We start from the raw sequence: 22,158 nt of genomic DNA, 5'->3' as shown, positions 1-22,158 counted from the left end.
TAAACCACAATTCATTAGCTCTTAATATAAACTATCGATGGATTTCAAGCTAAGACCCTGGCAAATTGATGATCTGGACAGTGTGGTGAAGCATGGCAACAACATCAACATAGCCCGCTTCATGACCGACGCCTTTCCGCACCCTTATACAGAAGAAAACGGGCGGTCCTTTATAGAGTTTGCAACCAAAGATAAACCAATACATATTTTCGCGATAGATATTAACGGCGAGGCCGTTGGCGGAATAGGGGTTCATCCGCAGGCAGATATTCACCACAGAAATGCAGAGCTTGGATATTGGCTCTCTGAAGAATATTGGGGCAAAGGCTTAATGAGCAAGGCCGTACTTCAAATGATTGATTTTGCCTTCCAATCTTTTGAGATTGACAGAGTCTTTGCCCGTCCATTCGGTACCAATCTGGCCTCACAAAGAGTTTTAGAAAAGGTAGGTTTCAGTTTAGAAGCCCATTTTGAGAAAACGCTGGTGAAAAATGGAGAACTGTTAGATGAATTAGTGTATGCTATCCGGAGGGTTTAGAAAAGGGATCAATATTTCATCATCAGAAATATAAGAAAACATCATCACGGATTTTAGTGCTACATGAGTTCAGATATATCTATTCCTTAATATTAACTTATTGAAAGCCAATGTATAAATAAGCCTTTCATTGAACCATAATTCATAGACAACCCGTACACTTTCACTGGTACATAGTTTTAACCTAAAAATAAGACAATGAAAAAAGAAAGAGTAAGTATCGGGAGAATTCTGCGGAACGGCCTTTTTTGCTCCTTATTGGCTGGTCTGGTAGCTTGTGGAGGCAGTTCAGAAACAGCTGAAGGAAATGAGGGAGCTGAAGACTCAGTCAACATGTCACAAGAGAATACAGCCGCAGGAGACACCTGGGACAATAATCGTTTCTCAACCTCCTTTACGTCAAACAACAAGTATAAAGAATGGGATAAAAACGGTGATTCTTTCTTAGATGAAGACGAGTTCTACGGTAGCTATTATAATACCTGGGACACGAACAGAGATAATTCATTAGACGAGCAGGAATGGACTGCTGCTTCAAGAGACTACGGCATAACAGACCAGAACTGGTCTGACTGGGATGCCAACCGGGACAACAAGCTAGACCAAAACGAGTTTAGAACCGGAATAAGCAAAAACAACTACTACGGCACCTGGGACCGTGACGGGGACAAAAGAATAAATGAGCGGGAGTATTCAGACGGAGTATTCGGAATGTGGGACAACGACCGCAACGGATCTCTCACCAACGATGAGTACAATACCAGAAATAACCGCTATTACGGCACAGGTCAAGGCATGAACGGCCAGAATACAACTGGCACAGGTCAAACCACAACTGGCACAGGCCAAAACACAACAGGCGGAGTCACCACCGGCCAATCTACAACTGGTGGAGCTACTACCGGTCAAACAACAACCGGTACTGGCCAAAGAACTACTGGAAACGGCCAAAGCACAACGGGTGGGGCTACAACGGGTCAAAGGCCGTAGCCAATAAATGAACCTGCAGTTGTAATCAGCAGGTTTTGTAGTATTTTTCTCAAGAGGTGTTTTGGCTGTTTCATGAAAACAGCCCCAAAACACCTCTTGTTATTTCTCTACCTTTGTGTTTGCTTTCCCAAAAAACAAGTAAAGCAGAAAAGTAGTACAAGTTCATAAATAGAAACCTTTAGGAAGATGGAAAACCACGATAAAAAATATAATCAACTTACTCCAGAGGAGGAGTATGTCATCTTGCACAAGGGCACCGAGCGCCCTTTCACTGGTAAGCTGTACACGAACAAAGAGGCCGGCACTTACATTTGCCGCCGTTGTAACGCCCCGCTTTACCGCTCTGAAGACAAATTTGAATCGCACTGCGGGTGGCCTAGCTTTGATGATGAAATTCCGGGAGCCGTAACCCGTGTGCCCGACGCAGATGGCCGCCGTACAGAAATAGTGTGCTCTAACTGTGGTGGCCATTTGGGTCACGTGTTCTTGGGAGAACGGTTTACCTCTAAAAATACCCGCCATTGTGTCAACTCTATCTCTATGGAGTTTGTACCGGCCAAGCAAGACTAACAATACCGGGTAGTGCAGGCCATACTTTTTACAGGTCTACAGGCATCTGGCAAGTCAAGCTTTTATAAGCAGTACTTCTTTAACTCGCACGTGCGCATTAGTCTTGATTTGCTGCGTACCCGCAAGCGGGAAAGCAAATTCCTGCAGCTGTGCCTGCAAACCAACACCCGCTTTGTAGTGGATAATACCAATCCCACTATAGAGGAAAGGCGGAAGTACCTGGCGCTGGCAAAAGAGCACCGATATGAGGTGATAGGGTATTTCTTCCAAACCTCTTTGGCTGAGGCATTGGCACGTAACAGTGAGCGGGAGGGGAAGGAGCGTATAAAAGATATTGGCCTGTATGACTGCCATAAAAAACTAACCGCACCGTCGTTTGACGAAGGCTTTGACCGTTTGTTTACTGTGCAGCTGCATAACAACGGTTTTATTGTAGAGGAGTTGATTAGAGAGCTGCCGGAAGAGCAATAGCCTATGTTTGAAAACCGCAAAATTGATTGGAACCGCCAGCCAGAGGCAGAAGAAGGGGTCTACACCTGTACCCAATGTGGCGTGCCTCTTTTTGAAGCGGGTAAGAAGTTTGATTCTAAAACCGGGTTCCCTAGCTTTTGGGCTCATTTGGGAGAGAATGTACAACAGCACCTGTTACAGACCTATGGCCGAGACCGAATCCAGCTGCTGTGTCACCACTGTGGGCAGCACCTGGGGCACCTGTTCCAAGATGAAAGAACTCCCAGCGGAGTTCGCTACTGTATTAATGCCGAGTCTGTGGCTTATCAGCCGTCAAGTAAACTAGATTCATAGAAAGTAAAACACCATGACCTCCAGCAAAAGGAGGTCATGTGTTTTAGGCTTGTTTTTAAGAAATCAATCCTAAAACACCATCAAACTTTAGTTAGTCGATCTAGCTAAAACAAGCAAAACAATTCATCTCATTCACATGATCTTTAGAAAAACAGGTTGCTCTTTGAGAGCAGGTTTCTGAGAAACAGGTTGTTTTTTGCTTGTTCTTGCCGTAATGTTGTCTTACTCGCTGGTTCAGAGTAAGGCAGCGGTAGGGGCATGAGGAAAAAAAGAACTACTTCATTTTTACTGAAGGCAGGTCGAACCGGGGCTATTTGGTTGCAACGGCGTCTGTCTCGGACACAGCTGCTGGTGGTTTTTAGTGTGTTGGTGGGTATAACGGCCGGCTTGGCGGCTGCCCTGTTAAAAACGCTGGTACACACAATCAGGCAGTTGTTGGTGAGCAATCATTCCATTGCTTTCCAAAACCAGATTTACCTGATCTTTCCGTTGATAGGAATTTTAATCACGGTACTTCTGGTCAAGGTTTTCTTTGGCGGAACGTTTGAGCGTGGGGTAGCCAGTGTTCTGGTGGCCATTTCAAAAAGATCCAGCAAACTGCAGCGAAGCAAAATGTTTTCGCATGTACTCACCAGCGGCATAACAGTAGGCTTTGGCGGATCAGCGGGTTTGGAGTCGCCAATTGTGGTGACTGGTTCTGCCATTGGATCTAACTTCGGAAAGCTTCCCTTTTTCAACTACCGTGAGCGGACAGTGCTGTTAGCCTGCGGAGCATCGGCGGGGATAGCGTCTGTGTTCAACGCACCAGTGGCAGGGTTGCTTTTTGCCATTGAGGTTTTACTGGCAGATGTTACGGTGGCGGCTTTTATTCCGCTCATTATGGCGTCTGTGGCCGGGGTGCTATGCTCTAAAATACTGATGCGGGAAGACATTTTGTTCAACTTCCGGTCGCTGCAGCCATTTGACTATCATAACCTGGTATTCTTTCTGCTACTGGGTGTTCTGTGTGGTTTAGTGTCAGTGTACTATGCCCAAATGACCTTGAAGATTGAAAGCCTGTTTCACAAATTGGGCAAGGAGAGCCGCTTTACCAAAGCTCTAATAGGAGGGCTCATCCTTGGCCTGCTTATCTTCATTTTTCCACCTCTGTTTGGCGAAGGGTATGAAAGTATCAAAGACTTATCGCAGGGGCAGCTGCATCGGCTTTTTCAGCCAGAATTGTATGCGCAGGTACAAAATAACCAATGGTTTCTGCTTCTCTTCATTGGCGCTATTGCACTGGCAAAAGTGGTGGCAACCTCAGTGACCTTAGCGGGTGGCGGAAACGGCGGTAATTTTGCACCTTCACTGTTTGTGGGTGGTTACGTGGGCTTTTTCTTTTCCAGACTGGTAAATATGGTCTCTGACTACAGATTGCCCGAAGATAATTTCACCGTGGTGGGCATGGCCGGTATTTTGGCCGGAGTAATGTATGCGCCCCTTACTGGCGTTTTTCTGATAGCAGAAATAACGCAGGGCTATGATTTGATAATACCCTTAATGGTAGTGGCAGCCACCAGCTACGCGTTGGTGCGTTGGTTTGAGCAGTTCCCTATGGATACGAGAGAACTGGCCAAAAAAGGACAGATCTTAACCCAGAACCGCGACCTGAACATTCTGCGGTCACTCACTATGGAGCAGCTGATTGAAAAAAACTTCCATGAGCTTAGTCCTGAAACCTCATTGGGTAAAATAGTAGAAGCTATCACCCACACCAAACGGAATATGTTTCCGGTGGTGTCACCTACAGATAATAGTTTGCTGGGTATAATTTTGCTGGATGACCTGAAAGAAGTTATGTTCAAAACAGAGCTATACGACAAGTTGTCGGCTCAGAACCTGATGAAATTGCCCCCGGATTTTGTTCATCTGCAGGAAGACATGCCCAGTGTTATGCGCAAGTTTGACCACAGTGGCGCCTGGAATCTGCCGGTGGTTGACCAAGGACGCTATGTGGGTTTTATTTCAAAGTCCAGCGTGTTCATGACTTACCGAAAATTCCTGCTTATGCAGACAGAAAAATAAGCTCACGCTGTTTACTTATCTCATGGAGCACCCATCGATCTGTTGAGTCTGGTATTGGTTTAGCAACAATTGCTGAGCTGGGTACGACAGGCCAAAGCTGGCTACCTCCTTTATCAATCTCTCCAGATTTCCGTTACCGCCTAAGTAGCCATTCACTCGCGCAACGGCAGTTGAATTATTGAATGCATGAAAGTCTGGGTAAATTTTGCTGAGCTCAGAGAGTAATTCCGGGGCTCTTCTCAGTTTCCATTTCTGGTGCCGTTCCTCTGCTAAATAAAAAATGTGGTATGGAATCAGCTCTGTTCTAATTGAATGCCCCAACCTTTCCTCAGCTTGTTTTATCGCTTTCTTAGCAGCAGTTTCCTGTTCCGTTGATTTAAAGAAAATGGCAGACGTGTACTGTCTTTTGTATGGTTCTGCAGTGGGAGAGTGGCGAAGGAAAAACTGCTGCAGTAGCTGCTCATATGAAACCAGATCTGCATCATAATCAATTTGTGCCGTTTCTATATGATCGGCTAGACTGCGGTAAGTAGGGTTTTCTGTACTGCCACCGGCATAGCCAACTCTGGTGCGGATTACTCCTTCCATTGCTCCATAAAACGCTTCAGGCCCCCAGAAGCAGCCCATAGCCAAGGTAGCGGTTTCCACATTTTCATGCGCTACCTGATCAATAAAAGGTAAATTCTCTTCTTCGCGGTTGGTCATAGATAAATGTACGTTCCGCAGGCATTGTTGTCTATGCTAAGACTAAAAATGCTAAAATTCAGATGAGCTGTTATAGGCTTGTTTTCAGGAAATTAAGCTTAAAACAGAAAATAATTTTAGCCGGTGCTTGTATCTCATAAAACTAATATTACATTTGCAGTGTACTATGTAACTAATACAGTAAAGCAATGCTATATGATACACATCAACAATCTTAGTTTTGGGTACAGAAAAAAGCACCTGTTGTTCCAGAACCTGAACCTGTCTCTCTTTAAAGGGCACATTTATGGTCTGCTGGGCAAGAACGGGGCGGGCAAGTCAACCTTGCTCAAGAACATGGTAGGGCTGGCATATCCTTTAGAAGGTACCTGTACTATCAACGGCAAAAATGCCAGTAAGCGGTCGCCGGAGGTGCTGGAGAACTTGTTCTTTTTGCCCGAGGAAATTTATGTTCCGCCGCTTACCTCGGCAAAGTACGTAGCCCGAACCGCCTGCTTTTACCCTAACTTCAATGAGCAGGAGTTCTACAGTTATCTGGCGGAGTTTGAAGTACCCCGCGATGCCGTGCTGGACAAGATGTCTTTTGGGCAGCAGAAAAAAATGATGATTGCCTTTGCCCTGGCCACTAACACAGAGCTGTTGGTCATGGATGAACCTACAAACGGACTGGACATTCCCTCAAAGGTGCAGTTCAGAAAAATTATCGCCAGAGCCCTCACTGAAGACCGCTGCGTGGTGATCTCTACCCACCAGGTGCGTGATCTGGAGAGCCTCATTGACACCCTGGTAGTGGTGCATAACCGTGAGATAGTGGTGAACGAAGAGCTGGACAGCATAGCCGAAAAACTGCTGTTTACAACCCTTCCTTCTGCCGAGGGGCACGATGTGCTGTATGCGGAAGAGTCGGTCAGGGGGCTGAATGCTATTTTGCCCAACACTGAGGGGGTGTATAGCAAAGTTGATATGGAGCTTTTCTTTAACGCCATTATCAATGGCAATCCGTCTGTTGTTCAATTGTTACACTCAAACCCTCTGCAAAATGCATTTTAACATAAAACGATTCGGGCTACTGTTCATGAAGCATACCGTGGAGCACTACAGGTATTATCTTATGGCTTGGGGTGTTCTGCTGGGTATCATTGCGCTACTCATGGGCTTTATTATATATGCTGAGGAAGGGGGGCTGTCTGTGAAAGGGCAGGCGGTCATTTTTGCCTTGGTGCTCATTGGTGCCGGTTCTATTTTCACCAGTACGGTTTTTTCTGATTTAGGCGACAAGAAAAAAGCGATAGCGGCGCTTACGCTTCCGGCTTCTCACCTTGAGAAGTACCTGGTGGGCTGGCTGTTTTCTTACCTGTTTTTTCAGATAGTGTACGTGGCTAGTTTTTATTTAGTAGCCTATCTAATGGTGCCATTAGATGATTGGGGAGACCAGAAACCACAGTTCATGCCCTTGTTCACAAATGAAAACGGACAGATAACGTTTTTTGTGCTGTTTGCCTTTATTCATGGTATTGCCTTTCTGGGCTCCATCTTTTTCGAGAAATGGCACTTCATCAAAACTGCCTTTATTTACTTTCTGCTAATGATCGGGTTCATGCTGTTGAACAGAGTCTTTATGGAAAGCCTGCTGGGAATTGAACTAGAGAGTGCTGTGCCTTTCTCTAACATCAGCCTGAAAGAGGGGGAATATTATTACTCTGTTCGTTTCCCAGATAATTGGGCGGCTTGGCTGGCGGTGGTGCCCCTTGGTTGCGCCCTGCTGTTGTGGGTTACTACCTACTTCAGGCTGAGAGAAAAAGAAGTGTAGCCTTAAAAATAGCAACCATGGAATTCAAAAATAATGAAGCCATTTACCTGCAGATAGCCGCTTACGTGAGCGACAACATTCTGCTGGGCAAATGGCCACCTGAAGATAAAGTACCCTCGGTTCGTGAACTGGCTGTGGAGCTACAGGTAAACCCGAATACGGTTATGCGCACGTATGAGTACCTCCAAAACCAAGAGGTGATTTACAACAAGCGTGGCATTGGGTTCTTTGTAACACCAGACGGAGTGGGCAAGGTGAAGAAGCACCGCCGGGAAAGGTTTCTGCAGCAAGACCTTCCCGAGTTCTTCCGGAACATTTTCCTGTTGGATATTCCGCTGGAGGAATTGCAGCAGCGCTACGAGCATTTTAAAACTGAAAATTTCACCACAAAATAACAGAACATGAAAAAGAGTAATATTCTGCTGTTTACAGCGCTGGCCTTTTTCGTCTGCTGCCTGACCGCCTTCAACTTTGCCATGAAAGCGCAGTTTGACACTGGGCAGTACAAAGACAGATACTTTGACTACGTCACGTTTAACCAGAAAGGGTTTAGCGCAGTAGAAGTAAACGGAGCCGCCAGATTGAATGTGAGGCTGACGCAGGGGCCTCATCAAGTGCGGGCGCATAAAGACGCTCAGGAGTACCTAGAGATCAGACAAGAGGGGAATAAATTGATAATTGATGTAAACCATAAATCTGACAGGGAGCAATATCACGGTGAGGTGCTGGTGTCTTTGCCGGAGCTTACGTTGTTGGAGGTTTCATCTAAGTACACCAAAGCCGGTAAACCTGCCAACACCATTGCCGCGCGTTTTAAGTATGGCAATGTACAGGTAACTGGTTTTTCACAAGACAGTCTGCAGTTGCTGCAAGACCATGCAACATCGGTACTTTTAACTAATCTGAAACTGGACAAGCTAACAGCTGTGGCAGGAACCACCCCAGGCAGTACCCCTGAGCTGTTTTTGGCAGGAAACACTATACAGGCCGCCCACTTTGACATAAAGAACAAAGGGAAGCTTGAACTTAATAATATGCTTATCCCAAATTTAAGCTATGAATTTTCAGACAGTGCCAGCGCCAATTTCACCGGTACATCTCTGCAATTGCTCAAGAAGTAACAGAAGAAAGTTCTATTTAGAAGGTTATTCCTGAGAACAACCTTCTCATTACCTGCGCACCTCTGTTTTGGGTCTGTTTTCTCTAAAACAAGCCAAAAACAGAGGTGCGTTTTTTTTAGAACATTCCCTGTAGATTCTATACATCCTAAAGAACCTCGGCTCCGTTAATTTAAGTGGAACCAGTAAGCACTCAATGAACTCTCTTTACCATTCTCTTACCATCTCCCATATTACAGAAGAAGTACCAGGCTTTAAAACCTTCATTTTTGCGGGGGAAGACGCCAACGCCATTCGTTATGAAGCAGGGCAATACCTGACGTTGGTGATGATGGAGAACCAAGCGGAAGTGCGAAGGTCTTATTCTATCATCTCTTCTCCTGATTTGGGAGAACCGTTGGCCATTGGGGTGAAGCGTATTGAGAATGGGGTGTTCTCCAGATGGCTTGTTGACAAGGCCAAAGTAGGCGATGTAGTAACAACCACTGGGGCATCTGGCTTTTTCATACTTCCCCAAGAGCTGTCTCTCCGGCAGAAACAGGTGATGTGTTGGGCGGCAGGCAGCGGAATTACGCCCATTTTTTCTATAATAAAAACTCTGCTGTATGCGCACCAGGCCGTGAACGTGTTGTTGGTGTACAGTAACTCCTCTCCGGAAGTCACCATTTATAAAGAACATTTGGAGCGGTTGGCGCAACAGTTTCCGGACCAGTTCCAACTGGTGTTTTTGTATAGTAATGCTCAACGGTTAGATGAGGCACGGCTGCACAAAAGTTTTCTTAAGCAATTGGTGCGTAAACATGCTGCTGTGCCTGCCGCCGACCTTCTGTGTTACATCTGTGGTCCAGAAAATTACCGCAGGCTCTGTGTGTATGGCTTAAGGGAAATGGACGTGCCAGCCGAGCAAATCTGGCAAGAGAATTTCAATTCAGAGAAGGTAACACTAAAGGTGCTGCCACCAGACACAAACCCGCACCGGGTAACCTTGTGGCTGCACAACGAAAAGTATGAGGTTGTTACCCAATACCCAGACACCATTCTACAGGCTGCCAGAAAAACAGGTATTTCATTGCCCTACAGCTGCGAGACAGGTAAGTGCGGCAACTGTGCAGCCCAATGTCTGGAGGGTTCCGTCTGGATGTCGTACAACGAAGTGCTTACTCAAAAAGCCTTGGCAAAAGGGTTAACTCTTACCTGCGTTGGCTATCCGTTTGGCGGAGATGTAGTCTTGAAGTTGCTGTAGAATCTGTTTTTGACCCAATTTTAGAAAATGACGCCAAAAACGCAGTCATCATTTAGGTTTGCGCCCTGCTTTTCACCGTCAGAAGCCACTCCTTGGCCGGTGCCACGTCGTCAAACATCTTTATTTCAAACTTGTCGCTGATGTGCTGGTGCAGCTGATGAAAAGACATTTGACCGTATACACCGGGTGCCAACACCTGTGCCATAAACCGCAAGCCTAGTTCCATCACCTTCGGAGTCCAGTAAGATACTATCCATTCCTGAGCGATATCCCAAGGACCAATCAATTCTTTGTGGTTGTTCAGGAGCCGCGCACAAGGCTGCTCTTCTATCATTTTAATATAGAAACTACCGCCTTGCATAACCGTCTCTAGCGTCTGAATGCCAATCCACTGGGCATGGATGTAAGAATTGTCTGCGGCACGTTCAGCTATAAGAAAAACATCGCCGTTTGGCTTTTTAAGCTCAGTTCTAGTCATGTCAGAGGCTCCAGTTAACGTTTTATAAATTCCCATTCTCCCATAAACAAGTCAAAATTCAAAGGAGTAGATCTGTAAAATTAGGAACTGATTTAATCTGAAACCAATTAAAATGATCGAAACCAGTGCCTATTACCGTTTTGTGCAGAGAAATTGCTGAAAATAAATTCCGTAGGTCTAGTACTGAAAATAGAACCTCCAAATGCTTAACCAATGCTTGTAGTAAATGCGCTTCTATTTTTGGTCTTATAGTTGCTTTAGCTCAAGCTTTGCTAATTTTACATCACTAAATTTATTTTCATGAAAAATAGAATGTACCTAAAGTTAACCGTGCTATTTATTTTTATGGTGGGAGCAGTAGGCTGCTCCAGCTCTAAAAACACCAGTAGCTCGCGCACTCCTTCTACTACTAAAACATCTAAAAGCCAGTATCCGGGAGGGCAATATCCGGGAGGAATTGTAATTCCGGGAACCCAACCTTCTACAGAAGGCATGCCTCCGGGCCAGGCGAAGAAAGTACATGGTCATCAGTCTGCCAAAGCGTTTGCTCCAGGTCAACAAAAAAAGAAGAATAAGGGCCAAGGCAATCAAAAAGGGAAGAAGAACAAAGGCAAGGGGAAAAAGAAATAACTCACCCTGCTTTCTGATTGCTGGCATCTTTTAACAAGAAGCACTTGAAGTTAAACCATCTTATGCGTTCGTTTAACGGGCTCTTTTAAACCAGCTTAGCTGCAATGCGTAAACCTTACAAACTAAGCATTACAACTATGGCTATAAAAGATAAAGATAACCACGCTGCTGACAGCAGACCACAAAGTCTAAACGACGAAACCCACCAACGTAACGCACCAGGAAATCACCCAGACCCTACCGCCAAGCGCAACATAGGGTTAAATGGAGAAACTGAACGGAATGACCAGAAAGATAAACTGGAGAACCTGCATATAGGCGGTAATGAAATTACCGGTTATGGCGCCAATGACCACACTGAAAAAGAGTCTTTTGCGCAAGGGCCTGGTTTTGAGTATGAAGGCAGCTACCAAGAAATGGATGGCAGTGTGAACGGAGTCAGAAGCACTGACCAACCTTTGGGAAGTGATGACACCGAACCTTCAGACAATGAATACAAGCGTATCTAGATTTGTGCGGAAGCATTAAAAAAAAGGCCGCCTTGCAAAACTGCAAGGCGGCCTTTTTTTATCTATAAGTAAGCTTTAATAGGAGGCGCTATTATTTTTTCTCAGGGTACCACTTCCTTAACCTAACCTCTATTTTGTCATTACCGGCGTTGACTTTTTGCTTGAAAGCAGCTACATCACTTAAACCGTCTTTTCCACGGTAGTGGTAAGGGTAAATTACCTTAGGCTGAAATTCTAACACCGCTGATGCCGCCTGCTCAATGTCCATGGTGTAGGGTAGGTTCATGCTGACAAAGGCAACGTCTATGTTTTCAAGAGCACGCATTTCAGGAATGTCTTCTGTGTCTCCGGAGATATAGATATTCTTACCGCCAATGCTCAGCAAATACCCGTTCCCCCGGCCTTTGGTGTGCATGGCATCTGCTGCCTCAGGCAGGTTGTACATAGGTATGGCCTTTATGGTGATATCAAATTGGCTGGACATGTCGCCGTTTCGCAGCACCACTACCTGGTTTTTCAACTCAGCCGGAAGTTGTTCTGCTACTGCTTGAGGCGCTACTATTACCGCTTGTGAGGTGTTAATGCCGGCAAGGGTTTTCTTATCGAGATGGTCAGGGTGAATATCAGTGAGGAGAATTAGGTCTGGCTTATTTACGCTTTTGTATAGCTCTGGGCCACCGTAAGGGTCAACTAATATGTTTTTACCGTTCCATTTCATTGCCAGAGAACCATGCAGGATAGGCTGAATGTGGAGGGGACCCTTGTTCGTCTCTATTCTGTCAGAGGCGTTGTTTTGAGCCTGAGTAGCCATTAAGATAAGGCTCAGGAACAGAGTTAAAATTTTTTTCATAGATATAATTGGTTTCTGGTTTGGATGATTTTATGGATTAAAAAATTCTATAGTAGCAACAGGAGAAGGTCTACTTCTGTTTTAGGCCTGTTTTTTATAAAACAGGCCTAAAACAGAAAGACTTTAGAGGCTAAGTTTAGTATCAGCCGGTACACTTGTTGCCATCAGTGTTGCGTGAGTCAAGTATTCCGGCAGGTACATCAAGCTCTCCCGTGTGTGGGTCAATAATTCCGTTGCGTTCATCTTCAATGTTAGTGGCCTGTGTATAGACATCACCGGCAATAGGGCGTTTGCGCATCTCTTTTTTGAACTGTGCTATACGCTCTGCCCGCTCATTTAGATCATTAGGTCCGCCGTAGTCAGAGAAGCCAAAACCGCCCCACTCGCTCACGATCAACGGTGCCTGCCCGCGGTAAAAATATTGGTCGCCTACTACCAACGGAAACGCGGCTACGCCCTCCATTTGTCCGGCACAGAGTTGATCAAGAACCTCTTTCCAGCGCTCCAGTTCCGGGGTGTACAGGTGAGCTGTGAGTAGGTCAGACTTCAACTTACCTTCAAATGAAATGTGCTGCCAGCCGTCGTTGTCCACTACCAAAAACTGAGGGTACCTAATTTTCATATAATGGAAGGTATCCATAATGTACTGGCGGGTGGCTGGATTAGTGGCAATGTCTTGCGCGCCCCAGTCTTCGTTGTACAAGCTCCAGATAATTACCGATGGGTTTGTTTCTATTAGGGCCAGCATGCGCTGTAGCTCTGCCCAGTGGTTCTCACGGCTTCTTTGGGTGGAGCTGTGGGGGCTTGGTACTTCCACCCAAAGCAAGAGACCTATTTCATCGGCTAGGTTATAAATGCGGGGGTCTACACCCGCAATGTGCACACGTACCAAGTTGCAACCTAGTTTTTTCATGGCGTACATGTGGCGCCGCATCTCGTCATAGGTGGCAGTGCCGGGCTGGTACAAAATACCGTCTATGTAAATTTCCTGGTTGTTCAGGTAGATGTGCCGGCCGCGTGATTCAATTTTGCGCATGCCAAAGTGCCCCTCTATTTCGGCAGAATAGCCATTGGCGTCAATAAGTTGCGCCACAATGCGGTACAAATGCGGATTTTCCGGACACCATAGTTGCGCCCCTGGCACCTCCATGACTACGTACTGCTGCTTTTGCCCTGCTTCCAGTCTCAGCGGATACTCAGCGGTGGCCAGCGGAATGGTGGAAGTGGCGCCTTCGCGTTCATACACATTGAGCCGAAGGGTATACATTCCGGGGTCATGTATGCGCGATGTGAAATTGAAACGCACCATAGAGTCTTCAATAATGCTTTGTACCCCAATGCGCGAACGCAGTCGGTTACGTTCTACTGTCTCCAGCCATACGCTGCGCACAGCGCCGGTATAGGTTTGGTACCAAATACCACCGCGTTTGTACACGTGAGACTCCTGCTTTCCTCTGGGGATCTCTGCGTCCATGGTATCAGCAATACGCACCGTGAGCCAGTTGACCGGCAGTAAATGCTCTTCATTAAGCTCATAAGAAAAAGACGTGTACTCGCCGTAATGCACTTCGTCGCCGTCTACGGTTTTGAGAAGCCTGCCGTTTAACCATACCCTTGTTTCATAACCACAGGCTCCAAAAGTAATCTGAAACATGGAGGTGCCTGTGTTTTCCTCTCGTTCTGGCCGTTTAAATTCCCGTTCATACCAAACCACCACTTTGTCTTGCCAGGCAGGTTTCTGCAGTTGGTCTAGCTGTTGGTTTTTAGCGGCGGCCATGTGCTCTTCCACTGATCCTGGCCAGTTCGCCTTGTGTTCATATTTATGACCCAAGTACCAGCCATCTTGCAATCCGCGGTCATTAGGATCGACGGCAAAATTCCATTCGCCATCTAGTAGAAAGTAGGTATTGGGTCTGATGATGGCCCGCGGGAGTGGGTTTTGGGCACTTTTGGCAGCAGCAGATTCTTGAAAGCTTTCGGTGGTGCTAAGGTTAAATGGTTTAGTACTCATAGGTGTCTTGTATTTGAAATCAGGTTCAAAACAGGTTTCCTATCTTTAACGATGAATTTTCAAACAAAGACAATAAGAATGATGAACAGCCTTCAGAAAATTATACCACAACCAAATAGTAGAAATTAGGCGAAGAGTAATAACCCATTTACCTATCTTTCTGGAGAAACAGAAGTAAGGTCTGTTGTAGGCTTTCAGAAGGAGATTAAGTGGCAAAGGGGGCAAAAGCAAAAGCCCCTATTGCAGGGGCTTTTGTTGTAAGGGTATGTTAAGTAGTTTATGACTCTTTCAGCCATTTATGTGCTTGAAAGAAGTAGACCAAAATCTTATTTACTCAAAGGTGCACCCACTGGAATAGAACAATCATGGCCCGGCTGCCCGTGCGGAGGGTTAGTGCCGGCTGCCGTAGCCCCTTGTGCTGGCGGTGGGGTGAAAACTGGCGCGGCCAAGGCTGGTGCCGGAGGCAACTGAGAATTTGTGCTGGGCTGTGAGTTCAAAGGCGCACCAACCGGAATTTCGCAGCGGTGACCTGGCTCTCCGTGCGGTGGGTTTAAAGCGGTACTAGGTGCGGGTTGGGTAGCTGTAGGTTGACCTGGTACGGTAGCTGCTGCCGGAGTTACTGGTGCGCTGTTCTCTGTACTAGTGGTTTTGCTTTCTGAGCATCCGAATACAAACAGAAGGGAAGCAGAAATTAAAAGATAAGAAGCTTTTTTCATGTTATGATGTAAGATTGTACTGGCTACAGGAGCAGACGCTACGGAAGACAGAAGATGTTTGTGCAGAAACAGAGTTGACAGCACATTAGTTTAATTTTGTTTCAATATATGAAAAAGGTATAAATTCCTCTTTATAGAAGTTCTTTTGAGCCAACCCTTCCTTCAGTCGATGAATTAGTGAACCCTCTGTTCCTAGATTATAACCTGGAGAAACAAAACCGCCTGAACTTCCCAAGTGATTTAGGTGGTTCAGGCGGAAGAAGTAAAGCTTAATTTAAGGCTGATTTCTGAAAAACAGGCCTAAAACAGCTAAAGCATTGGGTTGATGGTTTCTATGGTGCCGTCTGATCGATGCTTCAGTTCTGTCATTTTAATGTTTCTCAGGTGCGTTTTGCCTGACAGCTGGGTGTCATGGTAGAATAAATACCACTTGCCTTTAAACTCCGCAATTGAATGGTGGTTAGTCCAGCCTTCAACCGGATTCAGCAATACCCCCTGATACGTAAATGGACCAGCCGGAGAATCACCAATGGCGTAGTTGATGAAGTGTGTGTCACCGGTAGAGTAAGAGAAGTAGTATTTCCCGTTGTACTTGTGTACCCAGGCAGCTTCAAAGAAACGCTTGTCATGGTCATCGGCCATGATCTTCTTGCCTTCTTTGTCTAAAAGCACTACATCTTTCACAGGCCCGTCAAAGGTTAACATGTCTGAACTTAACTTGGCCATTTTAGGAGTTAAGGCTGCCACGTTACCAGATGGCTCAGGCGCCGCGGTAGAATCATATTTGCCTGTCTGCCAGCGTTGCAACTGACCACCCCAGATACCTCCAAAGTACATGTAAGAGGTGCCGTCAGTATCGGTGAACACCGCTGGGTCAATGCTAAAGCTGCCCGGAATTGGCTCTGGCTGCGGCTTGAACGGTCCAGAAGGAGAGGTGCTGGTGGCTACCCCAATCCGGAAGATGTCTTGCTTATCCTTTACTGGGAAGTACAGGTAATATGTGCCGTTTTTGTGCGCAGCGTCCGGAGCCCACAGCTGGCGGCCTGCCCACGGAATGTCTTTGATGTCTAAGGCAACACCATGATCAGTGATTTTGCCGCCTACACTGTCCATAGAAAATACGTGGTAGTCACGCATGTCAAAATGGTCGCCGTTGTCATTTTCAGGAGTGCCTGCCTCAATGTCATGCGACGGGTATATGTAGATCTTACCGTTGAATACATGAGCCGAAGGGTCTGCGGTATAAATATCTGATACCAGTGGCTGGGACAAGTATTTCTTCTCAGAGGTGTTGTTTTGCTCTTGCGTAGCGGTCTCTGAATTGTTTTCTGCTTTCTGGCAACCCGAGGCCAGTGCCGCTACTGCCATGAAGGCGAAGGCAGAGCGTTTAACCATTTGTTTCTTCATTGTTTATTAGTTAGTGAGATTATGAGAAAGAATTGTTTTTTAAGACCAATGAGTGGCTGTATGTTGTTCTTCTTTTCTGGGCAGTACTATTTCTTGCGACTAGCAAAGATGTTACTTTTTCGTTTGCCCTGTTTGAATAATAGCGTTTAAAGCTGGTTTAGCATTGTACTGGCGGTCAAACACCAATGGGTAGCTGGTTCGGCCTTTAATTGGCCAGTCATTCAGCCATGAATCGGCGTCGGTTACGCCCCAGAAAGTGACGCGGCTTATTTTGTCCTGGTGCTTGCGGAACAGAGCAAAAATTTCTGCATAGCGGTTAGCTAGTTTCTGCTGCACCTCTTCAGGCAGGCCGTTCGTGTACACGTTATATTTGGCATCGAAATCAAAGGTAGCATCAATGTCTGCACCGTTGCGGTTGCTGGGGTTCGGTAATACGTCAATATCCAACTCGGTAATCATCACTTTGCCGTGGGCGGAAAGCTTTACAATACTTTCTTCAATCTGTTGAATGGAAGGAGATTCCAGCCCCCAGTGCCCCTGCATACCAATACCGTCTACTTTTAATCCTTTTGCTTTCAGGCTTTGCACCAATCGGATGGCTCCGTCCCGCTTAGCAGGTTTCCACATGTTGTAATCATTGTAGTACAGCTCACAGTTAGGGTCGGCTTTGCGGGCGGCGGCAAAAGCTTTCTCTAAGTATTCTTCGCCGGTTATTTTGTACCACTTGCTTTCGCGCAGGGTGCCGTCATCGTTTAAGGCTTCATTCACAACATCCCAGCCGTTAATGCGGCCTTTGTACCGGCCGGCAACGGTGGCTATATGCTCTTCCATGCGCTGCAGCAACTGTTCTTTGCTGGCAGGCTGGCCTTGTCCGTTCTCAAATAACCAATCAGGTGTCTGCTGGTGCCATACCAGGGCGTGCCCCACTATAAACTGATTGTACTTTTCGCCCAAGGCCACATAGGCATCAGCGAGCTTAAAGTTGTACTCGTTTGGCTGAGGGTGTACTGGCCCCCACTTCAGCAGGTTTTCAGGGCTGATGGTGCTGAAATGCTTGGCAACGATAGCCTCGGCCTGCGGATCTTGCCCTAATGCCTGCCTGTAATTAAGGGCGGCACCTACTACAAAATCATTCTGGTACACCGATTTAAGAGTAGGCTCGGCTGTTTCATTTTTCGTGTTGACGCAGCCAAATGCTAAAGCTAAAAAGCAGACGGCAAGCCAGGTTTTGTTTGTCATGGTGAGGGGTAGGTTTGTGCTGAATCTTTTATTTTTTGGTGTCAGTTGATGCTATTTTAGGCCTGTTTTTAGAAAACCAAGCCTAAAACAGCATATTCTATATTGAGCAAAGCTTGTGTAGCAAGTGCTTAAAAGCCAATAGAGTTGCCTCCGTCTACCGGTAGCACTGTTCCTGTAATATAACCTGAGGCGTCAGAAGCGAAGAAATACACGGCCTCGGCCACATCGGAGGGCTTTCCTAATTTGCCCATGGGGGTTCTGGAGAGCACCTTATTCTTGCGTTCCGGATCATTATTCAAAGCCTTTGCTGACATATCGGTTTCTATGAACCCGGGGGCCACGCAATTAACCCGTATTCCAAGTGGCGAAAGGTCTACAGCCATGGCCCTGGTCATGCCTTCTACTCCTGTCTTTGCCGCTGAATAGGAAACTACTTTAGGTATGCCGTACTGAGCTGCCATTGAGCTGATGTTGATGATGGAGCCGCTTCCTTGCGCAATCATTATCTTGGCTACCTCCCGGCTCAGGGCAAACACAGCAGTTAGGTTCGTTTGGATAATCTGCTGAAAATCTTCATCAGTCACCTCCGTTAAAGGTTTCTTTTGGTTGATGCCCGCGTTGTTTACCAAAATGTCAAGAGTGCCATGCTCCTTGGCGAGTTCTTGCACAAGAGCTGGAATGCCTGATAGGTTACTCAAGTCAAAAGAAACGGTAAAACAGTTGTCGCCGAAGGCTTCTTTGGCATTCTGAAGTTTTTGTGCGTCTCTACCAATAATGATGGTTTTCACGTTTTCCTGCACCAATTTCTGGGCAATGGCATATCCTAAGCCGGAGCCGCCGCCAGTGACTATGGCTACTTTTTGAGTGGTTGTTATTTCTTGGGTCATTTGAGTTAAAGTTGTTTTAGATACCCGGCACAAACTTGAATTCTAACTTTTGGTAGTATTCCAGAGTGTGTTCCGGCTTCTCCAATTCGGCGGGGATAGGTCTTTTTGAAAAGGTTTGGAAGTATAGAAGGCAGGCATCACGCCACCACTTGGCTTCTTTGGCCTGAATAGCCAGTAATGATTTTACCTGCTTAAATCGCTCCTGGTCTACTTTGCCTTCTAGTTGTTGCCACTGTTCTTGCATCTGCCTCACAGAATCAACACCAGCTGAATAACGGTAGCAGAGTTCATTCCACAGGGTTCGGCCAGAGGAAACCTTGTAGTCCCATGGTAGGTGGTGGAACCATAATAAGTACTTCTCTGGGCAAGTTTTAGGGTCTCCATATAGATCTTGCAAGTGAGGGGCGTACTGTTCAAGGGCGTTGCTGCCGGTTTTGGTACGGTCAAATCCTATGCCTTTTTCGGTTGCACGGTGATAGTATACTGACGTCCAGTCGGCCCGAGGTTTGTCTTTGATCCAGGGGCCTGGGCCGTAGTGGTGATCCCAGCCCATGATGTGGTGCAAGCCCAGCGGGGTCATGTAATTGACCAGCGTCTCATATGAGCCCAGCATTATATTTTTTGCCGTAGAAACCACTTGTGGGTTGGGTGAAAAGGTCATGCGCAGCCACTCATCAGCTATTTGCTCTGACGTGAGGGCGTGATCCCAGGCTAAGCGACCGAAGGCGTACCAATTGGCTTGCGCAAACGGATGGCTAGTCCAGTTAAGGTCGGTACCTATGTTTGATACTCCGGCCATGCCAGAGAATTTACGGTTGTACAAAGAACCGTCTACCACTTCAGCCACGGTAGATCCTTGGCCTTTCGCGTAAGTGTCAGCTTCCAGCACTTCTTTGAACATGGGCGCCAGGTACACCAGGTGCGTTCCCTGCCCTAGATATTCCTGCGTGATCTGAAACTCCATCATGAGTGGAGTCTTGGGCATGGCTCCAAATAAGGGGTGGAAAGGCTCGCGCGGCTGGAAATCAATGGCACCATTCTTCACCTGCACCATTACGTTCTCGCGGAACTTACCATCTAAGGGATTAAATTCATTGTACGCCTGCTTGGCGCGGTCTTCAGGAACGTTGTTGTCGTACACAAACGCCCGCCACATCAATATACCGTTGTGAGGAGCCAGGGCATCGGCCATCATATTGGCGCCGTCGGCATGAGAGCGGCCATAGTTCTGCGGCCCAGGCTGGCCTTCTGAATTGGCTTTAACTAAAAAACCACCAAAGTCAGGGATATGACGGTAGATCTCAGCCACCTTATCTTTCCACCACTGCCGTACCTCCGCGTTCAGCGGATCGGCTGTTTTTAGTTTTCCTAATTCAATAGGTGAACTGAACCGGGCGGTTAAATATACTTTGATGCCATATGGCCGGAACGCATCGGCCAGTGCTTTTACTTTTAACAGATACTCCTCTGTAAGAACGAGAGAATTAGCGTTCACATTCGTCAACACTGTTCCATTGATACCAATGGAGGCGTTGGCTCGGGCATAGTCAAGGTACCGTTGGTCTATATAGTCGGGCAGTTTGTGCCAATCCCACAAAGAAAAACCAGCGTAGCCGCGCTCCACGGTACGGTCCAAGTTGTCCCAATGGTTTAAAATGCGGTGGCTGGTTTTTGGTTGGCTACTGAGGTTCAGGTTCTGAATGCTTTGCCCCATCTGCATTAGCTTAAGCAGGTGGAAAGTTCCGTATAAAACGCCTGTGTCACTATTGGCGGCTACCACGGTTATTTTCTTTCCATTGTGTTTGGTAGAAAGCAACAGGTAACCTTCGGGTCCTAAGCCTTGTAGCTGTGTTTGTAGCTGTAATGACTTCACAACCTCCGAAGAGGCTGCAGTGCCTAGCACCAGCGTGTTGTTCTTGATATCAGTTGCAGAATGCGACAGATTTTTTCCAAGTAAACCTTGTATTCCCTGCATGGCCTCCTGAGCGGCTACCTGTAGGGTAGGGGAATTGCCTTCTATAACCAGGTGCTGAAGAGTTTTCTGATACTGTTTAAGCAGAACTCTATTGTTTACCTGGTCATACCTAAGCCAAAGCCGATATCCGTCTTCTGCCTGAGCCGTTGGCAGGTAGGCAAAAAAGCTCAGGCAGAAGAACAGGCAAATAAGAATACGATTTGTCATTACATGTTGGTTTAATCCGTAGCTAACCAAATTGTTGCCAGTAGTATGGCGGGTGTTTTAAGCCTGTTCTTTGAAAAACGAACCTAAAACAGCAGGCTCAATCATAGAGGTACTATTTAGGTGCCAGTTGCCCCCATTTTTTACCTGCTACCTTACTTTTTAAAGATGATTCTCTGATGATTAACTCAGAGCGCAAATTGATGGTGTTGCTGGCAATTCCTTCAGTGGAGCCGTTGAGCCGTAAAATGAGAGCTTTTACCGCCAATTCTCCCATTTCGGAGCCGGGGTAATTAACAGAGGTTAGATTAGGCTCAATTACCCTGCAAATCGGGTCATTGTTAAAACCAATCACGGCCACGTCGGCAGGAACAGAAATACCCGCTTGTTTTAAGGTTTTCACACAGCTCACGGCACAGGTGTCATTGGAGACAAAGAGGCCGTCGGGAAGTTTTTTCATTTTCAATATCTGCTGAGCCGCCTCCTCACCAGCCTCTTCGCTCAGGTTGTTGACAATAATATTTTGCTCATTGTAAGGCAGGTTATTGTCAATCAAGGCGTATTTGTAGCCCTTCAACCTGTCTGAATACACGTTTCTTTTCAGGTTGCCTGTAATGTGCATTATGTTCGTGCAGCCCTGCTCCACTAAATGGCTCGTGGCTTTGTAAGCCGCTTGCAGATTATCTATTACTATGCTGGTGCATTGCTCATGCTCGGCCACGCGATCATAGAATATTACGGGAATGCCCCGACTGATAAAAGGTTCAAAGTGATGGAGGTCGTCTGTTTCGTAAGACAGGGACACCAACAATCCATCAACCCGGCTGTCGAACATGGTTTTAGCATTAGCCTGTTCTTTCTGCAGCGTCTCCAAAGATTGGCTGATAATAAGGTTATACCCTCCCTCGGTGGCGGCTTTCTCCATGCCAGATATGACCGTTGACATAAACGGACTGTTCAACCGGGGCACAATCACACCTATAGTATGGGTGTGCTGCCTCCGTAAATTGCTAGCGAATAGATTAGTGCGGTACCCCATCTGGCCTGCTACTTCGCTCACACGCTGCTTCGTCTTCAGATTGACCGCGGGGTGATCATTCAGCGCCCTGCTGATAGTGGTGGGAGATAGCCCTACCTCTTTGGCAATGTCATATATGGTGATGTCTTTTCCCATAGTGGCAGTTATTGCATGAACAAATATATGCAATCGGTTTCATTGCTTGAAACTAAATAGCTGTTTTTGTATCTGGAAACTTCAAAAGAACGGCTATTCGAATGGTTTCGGCTGAAATATAGCGCTTTATTTTATATACAGGCTTTGAAAGCTTATACAAATAAGCTTAAGATGGAATTTTAAATTTTATTAAAAACAAAAATTAACCTCTATGGGCTTAGAAAATGTTAGATGTT

At 46.4% G+C, this 22,158-nt stretch carries 23 protein-coding genes; 13 read left to right on the top strand and 10 right to left on the bottom strand.

The features are described 5' to 3' along the window. The first annotated feature begins 37 nt into the window (after positions 1-37). The 6 genes from A8O23_RS11990 (at position 38) to A8O23_RS11965 (ending at position 4,966) form a co-directional block, all read left to right on the top strand. The gene (locus A8O23_RS11990) at positions 38-538 is read left to right on the top strand and encodes a GNAT family N-acetyltransferase (protein ID WP_066621497.1); all 501 of its coding nucleotides are present in this window, start codon (positions 38-40) and stop codon (positions 536-538) included. 198 nt (positions 539-736) lie between these two features. After that, a complete protein-coding gene (locus A8O23_RS11985; RefSeq protein ID WP_066621496.1) occupies positions 737-1,528 on the top strand; it encodes an EF-hand domain-containing protein in 792 nt (263 codons plus the stop codon). A gap of 186 nt (positions 1,529-1,714) precedes the next feature. Next, complete coding sequence (locus A8O23_RS11980) at positions 1,715-2,098, top strand: methionine-R-sulfoxide reductase (protein WP_066621494.1); 384 nt, start codon at positions 1,715-1,717, stop codon at positions 2,096-2,098. A 12-nt stretch (positions 2,099-2,110) separates the two neighbouring features. After that, positions 2,111-2,569 (top strand): ATP-binding protein, encoded by a 459-nt coding sequence (locus A8O23_RS11975; RefSeq protein ID WP_066621492.1) that lies wholly within the window; start codon positions 2,111-2,113, stop codon positions 2,567-2,569. Positions 2,570-2,572: 3 nt separating this feature from the next. Beyond that, positions 2,573-2,902 (top strand): peptide-methionine (R)-S-oxide reductase, encoded by a 330-nt coding sequence (locus A8O23_RS11970; protein WP_066621490.1) that lies wholly within the window; start codon positions 2,573-2,575, stop codon positions 2,900-2,902. Positions 2,903-3,160: 258 nt separating this feature from the next. After that, positions 3,161-4,966 carry a chloride channel protein gene (locus tag A8O23_RS11965; protein ID WP_066621488.1) on the top strand — a complete coding sequence of 602 codons (1,806 nt, stop codon included), beginning with the start codon at positions 3,161-3,163 and terminating at the stop codon, positions 4,964-4,966. A 15-nt stretch (positions 4,967-4,981) separates the two neighbouring features. Here A8O23_RS11965 and A8O23_RS11960 read toward each other — a convergent pair whose 3' ends face one another. Then, the gene (locus tag A8O23_RS11960) at positions 4,982-5,671 is read right to left on the bottom strand and encodes a peptide-methionine (S)-S-oxide reductase (RefSeq protein WP_066621486.1); all 690 of its coding nucleotides are present in this window, start codon (positions 5,669-5,671) and stop codon (positions 4,982-4,984) included. A gap of 195 nt (positions 5,672-5,866) precedes the next feature. On the opposite strand from A8O23_RS11960, the gene A8O23_RS11955 reads away from it, so the two are divergent. The 5 genes from A8O23_RS11955 to A8O23_RS11935 all read left to right on the top strand — a co-directional run bounded on the left by A8O23_RS11955 (position 5,867) and on the right by A8O23_RS11935 (position 9,842). Then, positions 5,867-6,721, top strand: a complete 855-nt coding sequence (locus tag A8O23_RS11955; RefSeq protein ID WP_066621863.1) for an ABC transporter ATP-binding protein — start codon at positions 5,867-5,869, stop codon at positions 6,719-6,721. Further along, positions 6,711-7,481 (top strand): hypothetical protein, encoded by a 771-nt coding sequence (locus tag A8O23_RS11950; RefSeq protein ID WP_066621484.1) that lies wholly within the window; start codon positions 6,711-6,713, stop codon positions 7,479-7,481. The genes A8O23_RS11955 and A8O23_RS11950 overlap by 11 nt, the downstream gene beginning before the upstream one ends. A gap of 17 nt (positions 7,482-7,498) precedes the next feature. Beyond that, positions 7,499-7,876 carry a GntR family transcriptional regulator gene (locus A8O23_RS11945; RefSeq protein ID WP_066621482.1) on the top strand — a complete coding sequence of 126 codons (378 nt, stop codon included), beginning with the start codon at positions 7,499-7,501 and terminating at the stop codon, positions 7,874-7,876. A gap of 6 nt (positions 7,877-7,882) precedes the next feature. Further along, the gene (locus tag A8O23_RS11940; protein WP_066621481.1) at positions 7,883-8,602 is read left to right on the top strand and encodes a head GIN domain-containing protein; all 720 of its coding nucleotides are present in this window, start codon (positions 7,883-7,885) and stop codon (positions 8,600-8,602) included. Positions 8,603-8,795: 193 nt separating this feature from the next. Then, positions 8,796-9,842: a 2Fe-2S iron-sulfur cluster-binding protein gene (locus A8O23_RS11935; RefSeq protein ID WP_066621478.1), complete on the top strand. Its 1,047-nt coding sequence runs from the start codon at positions 8,796-8,798 to the stop codon at positions 9,840-9,842. A gap of 52 nt (positions 9,843-9,894) precedes the next feature. Here the strand turns inward: A8O23_RS11935 and A8O23_RS11930 are convergent, their stop codons facing one another. After that, positions 9,895-10,320 (bottom strand): hypothetical protein, encoded by a 426-nt coding sequence (locus A8O23_RS11930; RefSeq protein ID WP_153042178.1) that lies wholly within the window; start codon positions 10,318-10,320, stop codon positions 9,895-9,897. A gap of 312 nt (positions 10,321-10,632) precedes the next feature. Between A8O23_RS11930 and A8O23_RS11925 the strand changes: the two genes are divergently transcribed. Both A8O23_RS11925 and A8O23_RS11920 read left to right on the top strand, forming a co-directional pair. Then, entirely contained in the window at positions 10,633-10,950 is a 318-nt protein-coding gene (locus tag A8O23_RS11925) for a hypothetical protein (protein ID WP_153042177.1), read from the top strand. A 137-nt stretch (positions 10,951-11,087) separates the two neighbouring features. Further along, entirely contained in the window at positions 11,088-11,459 is a 372-nt protein-coding gene (locus A8O23_RS11920; protein ID WP_066621859.1) for a hypothetical protein, read from the top strand. A gap of 91 nt (positions 11,460-11,550) precedes the next feature. On the opposite strand, the gene A8O23_RS11915 is transcribed toward A8O23_RS11920, so the two are convergent. The 8 genes from A8O23_RS11915 to A8O23_RS11880 form a co-directional block, all read right to left on the bottom strand. Then, complete coding sequence (locus tag A8O23_RS11915) at positions 11,551-12,309, bottom strand: MBL fold metallo-hydrolase (RefSeq protein ID WP_066621473.1); 759 nt, start codon at positions 12,307-12,309, stop codon at positions 11,551-11,553. A gap of 142 nt (positions 12,310-12,451) precedes the next feature. Next, a complete protein-coding gene (locus A8O23_RS11910) occupies positions 12,452-14,320 on the bottom strand; it encodes a glycoside hydrolase family 2 (protein ID WP_066621471.1) in 1,869 nt (622 codons plus the stop codon). A 326-nt stretch (positions 14,321-14,646) separates the two neighbouring features. Further along, positions 14,647-15,036 (bottom strand): hypothetical protein, encoded by a 390-nt coding sequence (locus A8O23_RS11905; protein ID WP_066621470.1) that lies wholly within the window; start codon positions 15,034-15,036, stop codon positions 14,647-14,649. 309 nt (positions 15,037-15,345) lie between these two features. Then, positions 15,346-16,443, bottom strand: a complete 1,098-nt coding sequence (locus tag A8O23_RS11900) for a glycoside hydrolase family 43 protein (protein ID WP_153042176.1) — start codon at positions 16,441-16,443, stop codon at positions 15,346-15,348. Positions 16,444-16,554: 111 nt separating this feature from the next. Beyond that, positions 16,555-17,682 carry an endo-1,4-beta-xylanase gene (locus tag A8O23_RS11895; RefSeq protein WP_066621468.1) on the bottom strand — a complete coding sequence of 376 codons (1,128 nt, stop codon included), beginning with the start codon at positions 17,680-17,682 and terminating at the stop codon, positions 16,555-16,557. 128 nt (positions 17,683-17,810) lie between these two features. Continuing rightward, the gene (locus A8O23_RS11890) at positions 17,811-18,569 is read right to left on the bottom strand and encodes an SDR family NAD(P)-dependent oxidoreductase (RefSeq protein WP_066621466.1); all 759 of its coding nucleotides are present in this window, start codon (positions 18,567-18,569) and stop codon (positions 17,811-17,813) included. 16 nt (positions 18,570-18,585) lie between these two features. Continuing rightward, positions 18,586-20,751: an alpha-glucuronidase family glycosyl hydrolase gene (locus A8O23_RS11885; protein ID WP_066621464.1), complete on the bottom strand. Its 2,166-nt coding sequence runs from the start codon at positions 20,749-20,751 to the stop codon at positions 18,586-18,588. A 112-nt stretch (positions 20,752-20,863) separates the two neighbouring features. Further along, positions 20,864-21,922, bottom strand: coding sequence for a LacI family DNA-binding transcriptional regulator (locus A8O23_RS11880; protein ID WP_066621462.1), 1,059 nt, complete (start codon positions 21,920-21,922; stop codon positions 20,864-20,866). Between the last annotated feature and the right edge of the window lie 236 nt (positions 21,923-22,158).

The organism is Rufibacter roseus (assembly GCF_001647285.1).
GTDB classification, from domain to species: domain Bacteria; phylum Bacteroidota; class Bacteroidia; order Cytophagales; family Hymenobacteraceae; genus Nibribacter; species Nibribacter roseus.
This window is presented reverse-complemented; position numbering and strand designations above follow the sequence as displayed.